Below are 13890 nucleotides of genomic sequence, written 5' to 3' on the forward strand. Positions count from 1 at the left end.
GCAATGAATAATGCCATCACGGTATATCCAAATTGTGCTCGAAGGGAGGCGGAGTTTGGTCATCGTGCCATGGGAATGAGGAGTGTATGAAATGCCATCATCTAAAAAACCAATTGGCTCTTCGTCCGATGACAGCCACATTCAACTTGAAGCGCCCACAGTTCCGGCTGTCCTGGACCCGAACGATCTCGAGGGACTGTTACCTTCCAGTGCGTTGGGCCAAGCCTTGGAAGTTCAGTTCGGGGAGTGGGAGTTCGGTATCCCAAACCGCACGGACAGGGTCGAGTTGGGGTTCAGGCTCGCAGGTCTGGATTTTGTGAAGGTGGATGAAAAAGAGTATTTCATCACGGACCCGATCGATATCCCTTTTCCCCAGTCGTTATATGTTCCGGTGAATAAATTAAGCCCCGATGGCCTTTATGACGTCTCGATCATGGTCTACCGAGGCGGTGTCAATGGCGTTGAGTCGCCGAAGAAACAAATAACGATCGATACGCTCCCCCCCAATTTTGGTCGACAACCGGAAGCCATTATTTTCCCGGATGATGCGAACGGTGTGATTACCGAAGATTATTTAAGTGCCCATGGGGGGGAGGTAAACGTTGAAGTACCCTATTATACCGACGCCGACGCCAAGGGTGGGGATCGGGCGATTTATTACTGGACCGACACACCCCTGCCCTCCGATTTGGAAGTACCTATCGGCGAGCAGGAGTTCAGCGCGCTCGATGTCATTAATAAAAAACTACGTGTGACGTATCGCGCGGAGGATATCCGCCCCTGGGGTTCCGAGGTGCGCTACGCCTATTACTCCCTCCGGGACCGGGCAGGTAATCCCGGAGGGCGATCGAAGGTGTCGCCGATAGACGTCGACTTGACGCCGGCTCCGGGCACGCTCAATCCGCCTCGTGTGGACTTGGTCCGTGGATTGGTGGATCGGCAGCAGGCACGTGACACGGTGTGGGTGGAAATCGATCGGTATGACGATGCCGATGCCGCGCATTTTGTCGCCATTCTCTGGGACGGGACGCCATTGCCCGAGTTTCCGGTCAATCCGGCAGGCTTCCCTCTCAAGGCACCCGTTGAATGGGCGATACTCAAAGCCCAGGGGCTGGGGCCCTTGCGTGCCAGGGTCGACTATCGGATAAGGACCGCGGGGGGTTATACGCCACCTTCTCCTGGCATCGGTGTTCCGGTCAATCTGACCATCGCCGGCCAGGACCATATCGCCGCTCCCGGATTGATCAATGCGGATCTGGAAAAGCTGGAAGTCTGGGGGCAGGAAAATATTCTGAATACATTGACCGGGCTTGACGAAGGGCATGATGCAAGGGCCACGGTGAGACTGTTCGACGATCCGAAACCCTATGAAGAACTGCGGGTGTACTGGGGGCAGATCAGTGCACCGGTAGAAAGTTATATCGTGCAACCGGGTGATGTCGCGGGGAAACTCATTACGATCCCCATCCCGTGGAGCGCGATCGAGCAGGATAAAAGCAATCCGAGGTTACCGGTCCACTACATCACCAGTAATGGCGTTAATGAACAACAATCCCTGGTGACTGAAGTCAATGTCATGGTCGATACCATCAAGGGATTGCCTGCGGTGAAGTTCCCCAGCGCCACGGCCCAGGGTTACCTGAATTGCTGTTCGCAACCCAGGCTCTGGGATGGGGTTCGCGTCCTGATTGAAGGCAATGTCAACTTCTCGGAAAACGATACCGTTCTGGTGATTTGGCAAGGCCATAAAGGCCTGAATGGTACAGACCCGATAAAAGGGGTGCGAGGTAGCTTCACCAAAATACTGAGTGCTACAGAGGCCGTGGATGGTTTTGAAGTGCTGGTCGAGCCCTATGAGTCGCTGATTGCTCCCATGGTCAGCAATGGCTCGGCCGTTGTGTTTTACCGGTTGATCAAAACAACCGGGAGGGTAGGTATTTCCAGAGGGGAATTCGTGAAGATCACTCGGACGATGGCCGGTAGTGTTTGTGATCCGACGAATGATATTTGCCCGTCGGAAGAGTAATGACTCTGATGCGGTGGGTCATGAGAGGAGGCGCAGGGACGCTGGCAATTGTTTTTTGAATCAAGTGTGTTTTTCGGTCTGTGGGTTGCTGCGGAATCGAATAACGGCTCTTAATCTAATGAGTGGGAGTGAAGCTATGTTTGATTTAAAGAAATACCAGGAAACACAGGCGGCTATTCAGAAAACGGCGGAACTGCGTAAAGCCGCGCGCGAGGCGGCGCTTAATGTGCCTCCCGAATTGCAGGGGCTGTTACCGATTGTAGAGGGGGATCCGGGAAATAAACTCCCTCTTAGTCTGCACGGTGTTGAAAATGAGGTTCTGCTGCGAGAAGTTCTCTATAATCCCACTGGAACTCCTAATCGGCCACTGAGCGTGCAGTTGCTTTGGGATGGTGCGCCCGTTGGCGAAATAGAATACTTAACGACACCCATCGATCCTGATGATTTACCGGTTAGCCTGTACCTGCCGGCGATCGAGACACAGTCGCCAGGCGGGCACAAACTGGGTTATATATCGATTTATGTGTCCAATGAATATTACGGTCCTGAGGTGGAGATCATCATTGACAAGGACCCGCCTAACCATGGGGCGCCTGGTGATCCTCTGGAACTCCCTGATGTTGTCGACAATATTCTTGATAAACAGTATTTTGAGAGTAATGAATTTGTGACGGTCAGCATCCCCCGCCCCAGTGATCGGGCGACGGGCGATACTGCCTATATTTATTTTGGAAGAAGTAATCCCGGGGCGCAAGTCGGTATTGTGACGGCGACTGATAATTCGGCGGATGATTTGACGGTTGATATCCCTATCTTTAATGTTGTGTCGTCCGGTGAGGGGGACATGATATTTTATTATGTCTGGGAAGACCGCGTGGGTAACGTCGGGTTCCCCTCTAAAGAACTGCATGTCATTGTTCTTCTGACCAACGCGCCCAGTGGTTTGAGACCGCCTGAAGTGCCAATGGCGGTGGGGACGAACAAAACAGTTACTGTCGCGGCTTCGTTTCCGACCTTGGCCGTACAGATAAGGCAGTATATTGATTTTCTGGTTAACACCGATAAAGTTGTGGTGACCTTTGATGGGGTTCCACAACCGGCGGTCACGGTAACCGGTGTGACGGATGTGATCGTCGAAGTGCCTTATGCCGTTGTAAAACGTAATGGCGTGGGCCCGAGAGAGGCCGAGGTCACTTATAAAATTGTTCGATATGATTCGGAGTTTCCGGAGCTTATCGGTGAAACGATCGAAATCGATTTGACTCGCCCTGGTCCTCCCCCTCCTGAGCCAGAAGATCCGACTGTCGGCAACCCTAACCTGCACGACGTACATGTCAAGGGTAGAGGGACGAGCCCTCCGTCGCCCGAGGACACGCTGGAGCTTGGGGATGCCGGGCAGCCTGCTGACGCCAGTGCGCTCATTTACGACGACTTCCTCGCCGGTGATGAGGTTCAGCTGTTTTGGAATGGCCAGCCGGTGCCCGCGCCGGGGGGCGTCTATAGAGTAAGGGGCGATGAAAATACTACCGACATGATGCCCTTTGTTATTCCATGGAACATGATTGAGGCGACATCGAATGGGAAATGGCCGGTTCATTATGAGGTGACCAGCTCAACGACAACAAATCCGAACCGCTCTCTTGATACACCCATTGATGTGCATGTGGCGGTGACGACATTGCCTGATCCGGTTATTCAAGGTACCGAGTTTATTGCCGGGGTAGAGTACATTGTTTGCAGGAGCTTGCAGAATATTTCCGGTGTCGGAAAAGCGGCTGTTGTCCACGTTGCCGGCGGTGCGCCACTGGTTGATGGGATGGTACTCGATTTTACCTGGAGCGGGTCAAATCCAGGCGGGCCAGTACCGCCTTACCCGTTCACGAAAACATTATCGGGTAACGAACCTACTGCCGGCTTTGATGTGTACTTGCCCTTAGCCACCGCGCTTATTCCCATTCTGGATGGCAGTGGCTCTATTATCTATGAAACGGTCGTTGGCGGTCGCCTTGAGTCGTCGAACCGCCACGATGTTGAGGTGGTAGTTGTCGATGGCGGTGGTGGTACATGCCCGGCAAGTGTAACGACAAGACGGAAGTCTACTGTGGCGAAGCGTAAATAAAGGGCGCGATACAAGAGCGGGGGAGGTTCCCCGCTCTTGTTAAGGGCTTGTTGGCGTATTCAGCTGTCGCGCCAGGGGCCGTTGATCTGCAAGGCACGATGGATGATAGCGCCTCATCTGTGGAATTCCTTCAAGGCGCGTCTTTATTTCTTATGATAAATGGGTTTTTTCTTTCTTGATTGTAAGTATTTTCCTACATTATTTGATCGTCAACCTTTCTAGTCTTCGCACTCTTGAATCGCGCTGTCTCACACGGAGGTCAGCGAGTTTATCGTACCGACTAAGGTTAATGTCATGAACGCTATTGCTAGACCTGTTTCTGTAATATCCGTGGGGACCGTATTCAGAGCCATGGCTCTTGCCCCCGTGTTTCTAAGTCCATCCGTCTATGCACTGACAACCGTGGGTGCGGGTCAAACCGAGAATATCAACTCGGGTACCCCCACCGACAGTTATCTGGTGCGCGACGGCGGGACGCTGAATGCCGATGGGGCGACGACCAACGAAGTGTTCGTTCGGAACAACTCGACCTTCAATGCGACCGGCGGGGCGTTTCATGGCAGCAGCAGCAACAGTGCGCCGGGTATCACCGTGACTAACAGCCAGGGCACCATCAGCGGCGCGGTGATCACCGGAGTTCTTTCCGGCATGGTGGTCAACCGGGTGCAGGGAACCACAACCGGCTCCAATGTCGTGGTCTCCAACAGCCAGATTACCGGCGGTACGGCGGGTGTTTCGGTTACCGGTGCCAGCACACTTCAACTGGTCAATACCCAAGTCAGGGCGACCGGTGCCGACAGTGCAGGCGTTTTCTACGCTGGCGGTGACGTGAGCGTTGTCGGCAGTCACGTCAGTGGGGGGGCCAATGGCGTCTCCATGGTGCCCGATGGCGAAGGTGTCGGTGCGGACACCGATCACCTGGTCTTGAACAACAGCACCGTGGAAGGACGCTCGGGCGCAGCCATTCTGGCCGGCAGCGGGGTGGATGCCAATATCAGCATTCTTAACGGTACGACACTGATCGGCGGCAATGGCAATATCCTTGAGGTCCAAGGCGCCTCCACCGCCAATGTCAACGTCGCCAACAGTGCCCTGACCGGCAATGTCGACGTCACCGGCAACAGCACCGCCAACCTCAACTTCAACGGCGCCCAGATGACCGGCGACTTCAATGTCGAAGCCGGCAGCACCGGCAACCTGGCCCTGGCCAACGGTTCGCTGTTCAAAGGCAGCCTGACCAATGTCGATGGCGTGACCATCAACAGTGGTTCCCAATGGGAAATGACCGCCAGCAACACCATCGGCACCTTGGCGATGGACAGCGGCACGGTCACCATGGGCCAGGGCAGCAATTTCTACCAGTTGGATGTGGGCAGCCTGTCCGGCAATGGCACCTTCGCCATGAACGTGGATTTCGCCACCAACCAGCATGACGTGCTGAATGTCACCGGTGCTTCCAGCGGCGACTTCAAACTGCTGGTGGCCGGTTCCGGTGTCGACCCGGTATCGCCAGAGGCGCTGACCCTGGTGCACACGGCTTCCGGCAATGCGAATTTCGCGTTGGCGGGCGCTGGCCTGGTGGATGTCGGTACCTACTCCTATGGCCTGGGCTCGAGCAGCAACGGCAGCGGTGGCACCGACTGGTTCCTCGACCCGAACAAGAAGACTGTCAGCCCGAGCACCCAATCGGTACTGGCCCTGTTCAACACCGCGCCGACCGTGTGGTACGGCGAACTGTATTCGTTGCGTACCCGCATGGGTGAACTGCGCTTCAACGACGGCCAGTCCGGCTCCTGGGCGCGGGCTTATGGCAACAAGTACAACGTGTCGGAAAGCTCCGGCGTGGGCTATTCGCAGAACCAGCAGGGCTTCAGCCTGGGGGTCGATGCGCCGCTGCCGATGGGCGATGGTCACTGGCTGATCGGTGCGCTGGCCGGGCATAGCAACTCGGACCTCAGCCTCAAGGGCGGCACCACCGGTAATGTGAAGAGCTACTACGTGGGGGGTTACACCACCTGGCTGGAGCCGGAAACCGGTTACTACTTCGACGGCGTGGTCAAACTCAACCGTTTCGAGAACGAATCGAAAGTCGCCATGAGCGACGGTACCCAGTCCAAGGGTAGCTACGGCACTACCGGTATCGGTGGTTCCGCCGAGTTTGGTCGCCATATCAAGCTGGATAACGATTTCTTCGTCGAGCCGTTCGGTCAGTTGTCGGCGGTGACGATCCAGGGCAAGAACTACAACCTGGACAACGGCCTGCAGGCCGAGGGCGACCAGACCCGTTCGTTCCTGGGCAAGGTCGGCGCCACGGTTGGGCGTAACCTGACCCTGGACAGCGGCACCGTGGTGCAGCCGTACCTGCGGGCGGCGGTGGCCCATGAGTTTGCCAAGAACAATGAGGTCAAGGTCAACAACACCGTGTTCAACAACGACCTGTCCGGCTCGCGTTCCGAGTTTGGTGCCGGTGTGGCGCTGAAATTGTCCAAGGACCTGCAAGTGCATGCCGACTTCGACTATGCCAATGGCAAGTCCATCGAGCAGCCGTTTGGCGCGAATGTGGGATTGCGCTATAGCTGGTAAGCAAGGCGGATAACCCAGATGATTTATAAACGCCCGGTGCATTGCACCGGGCTTTTTTTGCATCGGGTTCTGTCTTGAATAAGGTTTGCGCTTGCTTCGAGCCGGGAGAATGATTGGTAACAATTGCCTGCATTGCCTCCTCGGAAGTCAGCGGTTTATAGTCCTTTGATCGCCTTCATTGGTGATACGGGTTTGGCGACTCGTCGATAAAATGTGCTGAGGCTTCCTGAGTGAGCTTATTGCAGGGATACTTGTACCCGCAAAGCTGCGTTATGGCGGCTGTGCGCGGGAGACCTCCGGGTCTGCCGGATTTTGCTCGTTTTATCCCGGTTCGCCAACCTGCGTACAGCTGCCACCCATTCGTTTGGCGACGATTGAGTGATGGCTCTCATTTAAAAAACGAGGCCTTACCTATGTCTAAATACATACCGCTCACCGCCATCGACTGCCTGATCCCCAGCCTGTTGATCGACGCCGAAAGCCCCACCGATGTCCTCCACGCCAACGCCGCCGCGCGCTTTCTGGCGGCAACGCAAATGCTCGAAGCCCTGTCCCATATCGAATTGCACAACGCCAATGACATCGACTTCCAACACATTATCCAGGTCCCCGCGATGGTCATGCGCGATGGCTGCGACCTGATGGATGTGCTGGGGTGGCGGCTGCGGGTCTGATTGCTTAAAACGTGCAGTGAAGCAAAACTGCAGGCCACTGCATTCAATTTGACGAGAATAATGAAAGGGGAGCCTGGCTCCCCTTTGTGATCTGAATAAAACTAGCTATCTTTGATGCATTTCAGTTGAGGGGGGCGCATCAATACGGGACAAAGGCCCAGGCGCCTTTGATGCTCGTATTGTTCGGGTCGGCCAGGTGAATAGTTTGCGTATCATAGTTAAAGAAACTATATCTACTGTCGGTGCCGACGTATTTACCGAGCCAGTAATTAATGGGTTTGAATGGGTAAGGAAATGGTCCTCGGTACACCCTGAACATACTAGCGATAAAGTTATCATACTGACCAATGTTAACGCCATTGACTGAATTGATCCAAGCCCTCGCTGCGGTCGCATCGTTGAATGGACCGTCGTTCACGACTAGAGTGTAGACGTTGCTGACAATGACCAGAAAAGACACTGTCGCCCCTTGCGAGTCCCTCACGCTAATAGTTGCTTGGCCATTGCGCATTCCCCGTACTTTGTTAGTGCCCTCGATTTGGGCCACCGATGGGTTGGAGGATGTATATTGGTACGGTGGTGTCCCTCCCGATGCCTGACGTACTTCTGTATTGCCGTTCGGATCCTCACCAGTGGTTGGCCAAGACACTCTGATGGAATAGCCGCGCAAGAGCATGTATGACCGGTCAATTGTCAGCGGATCCGTCACAGTTTTGACGGTATAGGTGCGCAGTGGAAAATCGACCGCGTTGGCCTGGGTCGAGCTGCGATCGAAGGTCACTTGCAGCACGACGTTCAGTGGCGAGTCGTCGCGCAATTTCTCCAGTTCGCTACGCAACAGCGTTGTGGACAACCCGGCCGTCACTTCCGAGTCCTGGACCGCGGAAGACGTGTAGAGGGTGATGGTATAGCGCGAGCCGTCGAGCGCCGTACCCTCGGCGCGTAGCCAGACGCGCTGACCGGCGGCGATCAGCGGCCATGGTGCCACGGTGACCCGCGCATCGCCGGCAAAGGTCTTCAGATCCAGTTCGCTGCCAATACCGGCTTGCGCGGCCTGGGGAATCAGCGGCATGGGCAGACTGATGTCGGGTATCGCCTGCACGTTCAGCGTCAATGCACGGGACGGCTCGGATTCGCTGCCTCCACTAGGGGTCACGGTGTAGGTGACCGTCACCGACCGGTCCAGGTTGTAGGCGATGACCGAAACCGGAAGGGGGATCTCTCGGCTGCCCGGCAGCGCTTGCAGCGGGGTGGTGTGCGAACCGTCGCCGGGGGTGCCAGCCCAGGTCACGCGGACCTGATCACCGGGTTGGGCGCCGTAATCCGGAATCTCCACGGTCAGTTCATCCTTGGCCGCCACCGGATTGAGTTGTTGGCTGGGCACGGCGCCGGTGGCCTGCTTGACGCTGGGGGCGAGCAACTCCAGCGCCGAACCGATGGTCAGCTCACGTATCAGCGAGCGTTGAATCGGAGATCCGGTACGGATGATGTAATAGTCCGTGTCCACCGTGCCGTTCAAGTTGCCAATCACGTATTGAAACGGTACGACAAAGGGAATGGGGCTACCCGCCGAGCCTGGGTTCAGCGGCGGCGTCTCTTGATCCGGCGCACTGCTGAGCGAACCTCTCCAGCGCAGCCCGACGATGTCATTGGGCAGAGTGCCCGTATATGGCACAACCACATCGGCCCCGGTGATGGGGTTCACATCGTCCGGGTTCAAGACATCGTTGCTGTCGGCCCGGATGACGTTGGGTTTTGGCATGGAAGGCTGACCGCTGCCCACGGACAACACCAATTCCTGTGATTTACGTTGGCTATTGATCCAGTAGTAAACGGTGAGCGAACCGCCATCGAGTCGCTTGATTTCATTCTTGTCCACATCGCGCAGGATCGGAGCGCCACTCGGTTCATTACTCACATAGGCGTTAATGTCGAAACCAGTGGGGTTGTTGCTGGCGTCAAGTCCTTCAAACACAATGTAGAGATGGTCTCCGGGCTGGCGCCCCGGGTAATAGGGCACTGAAATGGTGTAGAAATTCAGGTTCGGGTCCAACACACTGCCACTCGCTTCCACAAAGCTCGGACGGTCAGGCTGGGCAATATCACCCACCACCGTGACGTTGGCGTTTTTCGACGGGTGATCCGGCACGCCGCTCCTGATCCGTACGTAAGACACCGACGCTCGCCCCTTGGCAATCGCCTCCACGTATTCGTAGGGGATGGGAAAGTCGTATTGGAAGGGGGTGAATTGCACCGTTTGCTCAAGAGGCCCGACGATCACCGACGAATCCCCTTGTGCCGGGGTGCCGACCCAGGTCAGTTGCAGGATATCGTCTACCGCGTGATCCGTTTGATTGGTGTACACCCGGCAAATCACATCGGCTCCCGCCAGTTGCTCAAGATCGATCACATTCTGGGGAGCGGGAAAACCATTGACCAGCACCTGCGGCGCATCGAGGCGGTTGCCGCCCACGTCGACCCGCACGGTGGTAATCACGGACCAGGGTTCACGCTCATCGGGATAGTTGTTGCAGACATCCACCACCTGATAGGCAATGTCGATCTGACCGTCTAGAGCGTCCTCGATGACTGTTCTGTCGATATGGATCGGGATGTCCGTGTCCACCTCCTCCGGTTGGACGATGTGCTCCACAATGGCTCGCCCCCAGGCCAGGCGGATAAGGTCGTTCTTGCGCATGAATTCGTAGTGGATAATGGTGATATCCACCCCGGCGTCGGCTTCAATCGGTCCGACGCCATTGTCGATAATCTCCTGTGGCACCACATAGCGCAGGCCCGAATGGCCGGGAATCGACGGGTTATCGTCGTAGCCGCCGGGGCGGTCAAGCTTGACGAACAACCTCAGCCGCCTTGAGTCCTCGGGAGTTTGACCTGGGACGGTCACCCGGTAGAACACCGGGTCGGCATCGCCCCTGACGATAAAGCCCTTGCTGATTGTAAAGAACAGTTGCTCGTTGGCATTGCCGTCGATCACGTCCGTCCAGACCGGGGCTTGTTCATTCCCCCAGTAGAAGCCGATCGCGTCACCGTTCTCCATGGGCTCCCAAGGGTCGACGATGCATTTCAAACCACCTTCGACCAACGCGACGCCGATACCACCCTGGTAGTCTTCGAAGGGCGGGGCCATATTGGGGATGATCGGCGCGTAAAGGTCCCGCAATGGATTGCCATTGCCTGGCCTGGCAGAGGGGGATGGCTTTTTCATGAAGGTATTCCTGCGTAGCATGTTTCGCCGAAGAGGCGGCGAGACCTACAACCCAGAAGTTATTAACCGGCAGATGAGATACGGCGTCTACTGTCAGAAATGACAGGTCGAGCAGGTTATCCGACAGGTGGAAGATGTCGTCAGCGCCATGGTGCGGACTTCGTCGCGTCTTTACGCAGGATGAATGTACTGAACGCAAGAAAGCTGATCAGTACATCATCGACCATACACAATGCCTTCTTCTTGAATATCCTTGAGCAAGCCTGCTCGGGCAGTATCGAGGGCGGTTTTTTCGCTGAGAATAAAACACTCGAAGAGCCCTGCTTGTACGTCTTTGGCCCACAGTCGCCGACCTCGGGTCACGATCTGGTACTGCATCACGGTCGTTGCCGCGCGCAAATCAATCAGGTCCACCGGAGCCCCAGCGATATCCGCCAGGTCCCCCGACAGCTGCCATAACAACACAGGGTCAAGCTGACCGGACAAGAGCACAGCCATATCGACATCACTGTCAGGTCCGGCCGTGCCCTGTGCATGTCTACCGAACAGGTAGACCGCCAGTAAATCAGGCAAATGGTTTTGCAGATGAGTCAACAACGCTTGAATGTTCATGCTGCCTATCCTAGCCGCTCGTCCTGATATCGGGTCAAAAATTTAGGTGTTCGGTCTGGTAGGGGCAAGTCCAGGGGGTGACCGCTGAATACATGCAATGAAACAGACAGGCCAAATCCAGGCTGACTAAAAATGAAGGGGGAGCAAGGCTCCCCCTTTATGGCCTAAATAAATCAGTCACCTTTTCCCGGTCACCTTTTCCCGTCCTTTGGCGCTAGGGCGGGCCAGAATTTTCAATACACGTCAAATGACCATATATTCTCACCGTCCTGGCCGAGGATTGTCACAACCTTGATCTCGAAGTGGCCTCGATTGAAGCTCTGGACGCCTCCTTTGGTGAGCTTGAAGTTGGTTGAGTCTCCTTCGTCATTCTGATATTGCCACGCCGCCCATTCGCCGCCGTTACTGCGTAAATAGGCTGTGCCGCTGATAGCTACGTTACCGCGCCGGCCGGTTATGAACGTCGGAGGACCTTGAAATGGCCATGGGGTGCTACCGCCGTTCGCAACCGCGCGACCGTTGGTGAAACCGGTGATAACGGGACGGATGAGAGGCAGTATCTTAATACGCCAAGCATTGGACTCTGGGTTATTGCCATACATCGCCTTGGCGGTGAGTAGGTGGTCCTCCGGAGTGAGTGGACCCACCAGTCGATTCCAGTTGCCGTCGCCGTCGACTTCGACGTCGGTTATATAGGTGGTATGGTCGAAGACTTGGAGACGCTCGTTCTTCTGGGCCGTGCCATACAGGATGAAGGTGGTCGCGTAAGTATCACTACCGTTGGGGATTACAGCATTATTGGTGGGATCCCGGACCGCTGTGATGGTCGGTGTTTCAGAGGCCTGCACGTTGAAGGCTTTGGCCGCCGAATCGGGCACGCTAGTGCCGTACAGCGCTCTGGCCTTGATGCTGTAGGCCTTGACGGTCAGCCCTGTGAGGGGAGTGGACCAGTTCGTGCTGTTGGTAGGAACCCTGAACGGGTTGCCAATATTGGCTGGACCGTCCAGCAACTGGATCTGTTGACCCTTGCTGCCCGTGCCGGTGACGGTGACACTGGTCTCGACAGTGGTCCCGTCGACAACAGAGCCCTGGGAGTCGCGGATATCGGTAAGGGTCGGGACAACCACCTCGACCACGGTTAAAAGGCGCACGTTTGAGAACACCGGACTGACAGGATAGGACGCCTTGGCATACAGACGGCGTGAACCGATATCGACGGTTATGTCTTTTGTCCAGATACCCGTGGTTGCATTGGCTGTCGCGTCGCCCTTGAGAGCCGCACCGTTTCCAGTCCCCTCGTAAATCTCGACTTTTTGCCCCTTGCTTGCTGTACCCGTAAGCTTCAATGTGAGGCTGACTGTCGTGGTGCCGTCCGGAATTTCAACTTCGCCGGCGTCTTTGACGCTGTCGAGGGTCGGAGTGATCAGTTCGATGGCCCTGACGGTATAGGCGCGCAGCGGGAAGGCGGTGGCGGCATCCTCCGAGCTGGAACCGTTGAATTTGATCTTGAGTTGCACCGTTAACGGGGTGCTGTCTCCCAGCTCTTCCAACTGCGCGCGTGGGATGTTTTTTGAAAGTCCGTTGGGTACTTCCGTCGGAATCACTTCCGACGCCGTGTACAGGGTGATGGTGTGAATATCGCCATTGGCCTTTTTACCCAGGCAGCGTAGCCAGACTCTTTGCCCCGCCGCGATACCAGGCCATGGGCTCACCTTGACGGTGGCATCGCCCGCGAAGGTGCCCAGGTCGAGGGTCGCGCCGGTGCCATTGTTCTCGGCTTGCTGGATATAAGGTTTGTTCTGATCGGTCAGGGTAATGACGGTAAACGTCCAGGCCTCTGACACCGGTTCGCTGCCATATTTGGCCTTGGCGGTGAAGCTGTGGGGACCGGGTGCCACGGCGATGGGCGTGGTGGTGGTCCAGGTGCCACCGGTGGCGACGAAGGTGCCCTTGGGTGGTGGGGTGTCGTTGTCGAAGAGGTCAATACTGAATCCAGGGCTGGCGCGGCCAGTCAGAACCACCGAGGTGGCGGCGGTGACACCGCCGTTGGGGATGGCAGGGGTGGCGCTTTCGCTGACCGCTGTGATGGTCGGTGTTGCAGAGGCCTGCACGTTGAAGCCTTTGGCCGCCGAATCGGGCACGCCAGTGCCGTACAGCGCTCTGGCCTTGATGTTGTAGGCCTTGGTGGTCAGTCCCGTGAGGGGCGCGGTCCAGGCGGTGGTGCCGAAAGGAATGTCGATCGGACCGCCAATGGCGTTGTCTCCGTCCATCAATTGGATCTGTTGACCGCTGCTGCCCGTGCCGATGACAGTGACGCTGGTCTCGGTAGTGGTCCCACCGACCACCGAGCCCTTGGAGTCGACGATATCGACAATGGTCGGGGTGACCACGGCGGTGACGATAAAGGCTTTCATCGCCGAGTCGGGTAGGCCTGCGCCGTACAGCGCTTGTGCCCTGATGTTGTAGACCATGGGAGCCAAGTTTGTGAGGATAGCGCTCCAGTTCGTGCTGTTGTCAGGAATCCCGACCGGATTGCCAATGGGGCCCGTTACGTTCATGAGCTGAATCTGTCGACCGCTGCTGCCGGTGCCGGTAACGGTGACGCTGGTCTCGACAGTGGTCTTGCCGACAACAGAGCCTTTGGAGTCGT

The 13890-nt window shown here is 56.4% G+C and carries 6 protein-coding genes and 1 pseudogene; 4 read left to right on the forward strand and 3 right to left on the reverse strand.

Annotated elements, in window-relative coordinates:
• Nucleotides 1-91: 91 nt before the first annotated feature.
• From M5C71_RS27635 to M5C71_RS27650, 4 genes are all read left to right on the forward strand, one after another.
• Nucleotides 92-2026, forward strand: a complete 1935-nt coding sequence (locus M5C71_RS27635; protein ID WP_248769230.1) for a hypothetical protein — start codon at nucleotides 92-94, stop codon at nucleotides 2024-2026.
• A gap of 136 nt (nucleotides 2027-2162) precedes the next feature.
• Nucleotides 2163-4145, forward strand: coding sequence for a hypothetical protein (locus tag M5C71_RS27640; protein ID WP_248769231.1), 1983 nt, complete (start codon nucleotides 2163-2165; stop codon nucleotides 4143-4145).
• Nucleotides 4146-4496: 351 nt separating this feature from the next.
• The gene (locus M5C71_RS27645) at nucleotides 4497-6728 is read left to right on the forward strand and encodes an autotransporter outer membrane beta-barrel domain-containing protein (RefSeq protein WP_248769232.1); all 2232 of its coding nucleotides are present in this window, start codon (nucleotides 4497-4499) and stop codon (nucleotides 6726-6728) included.
• Between the two features lie 413 nt (nucleotides 6729-7141).
• On the forward strand, nucleotides 7142-7402 hold the full coding sequence (locus M5C71_RS27650; RefSeq protein WP_152741473.1) for a short-chain dehydrogenase: 261 nt from the start codon (nucleotides 7142-7144) through the stop codon (nucleotides 7400-7402).
• 139 nt (nucleotides 7403-7541) lie between these two features.
• Here the strand turns inward: M5C71_RS27650 and M5C71_RS27655 are convergent, their stop codons facing one another.
• The 3 genes and pseudogenes from M5C71_RS27655 to M5C71_RS27665 form a co-directional block, all read right to left on the reverse strand.
• Nucleotides 7542-10628 (reverse strand): hypothetical protein, encoded by a 3087-nt coding sequence (locus M5C71_RS27655; RefSeq protein WP_248769233.1) that lies wholly within the window; start codon nucleotides 10626-10628, stop codon nucleotides 7542-7544.
• A gap of 216 nt (nucleotides 10629-10844) precedes the next feature.
• On the reverse strand, nucleotides 10845-11240 hold the full coding sequence (locus M5C71_RS27660; RefSeq protein WP_248769234.1) for a nucleotidyltransferase domain-containing protein: 396 nt from the start codon (nucleotides 11238-11240) through the stop codon (nucleotides 10845-10847).
• 233 nt (nucleotides 11241-11473) lie between these two features.
• A pseudogene (locus M5C71_RS27665) lies at nucleotides 11474-13890 on the reverse strand (hypothetical protein); the annotation flags it as partial.

Origin of the sequence: Pseudomonas sp. MWU12-2345, assembly GCF_023242385.1 — a bacterium.
GTDB lineage: Bacteria > Pseudomonadota > Gammaproteobacteria > Pseudomonadales > Pseudomonadaceae > Aquipseudomonas > Aquipseudomonas gingeri_D.

What these genes read in the sequence shown, in the direction of transcription:
- M5C71_RS27635 (WP_248769230.1), top strand. Translation starts at nt 92, where the DNA reads ATGCCATCATCTAAAAAACCAATTGGCTCTTCGTCCGATGACAGCCAC.
- M5C71_RS27640 (WP_248769231.1), top strand. Translation starts at nt 2,163, where the DNA reads ATGTTTGATTTAAAGAAATACCAGGAAACACAGGCGGCTATTCAGAAA.
- M5C71_RS27645 (WP_248769232.1), top strand. Translation starts at nt 4,497, where the DNA reads ATGGCTCTTGCCCCCGTGTTTCTAAGTCCATCCGTCTATGCACTGACA.
- M5C71_RS27650 (WP_152741473.1), top strand. Translation starts at nt 7,142, where the DNA reads ATGTCTAAATACATACCGCTCACCGCCATCGACTGCCTGATCCCCAGC.
- M5C71_RS27655 (WP_248769233.1), bottom strand. Translation starts at nt 10,628, where the DNA reads ATGAAAAAGCCATCCCCCTCTGCCAGGCCAGGCAATGGCAATCCATTG.
- M5C71_RS27660 (WP_248769234.1), bottom strand. Translation starts at nt 11,240, where the DNA reads ATGAACATTCAAGCGTTGTTGACTCATCTGCAAAACCATTTGCCTGAT.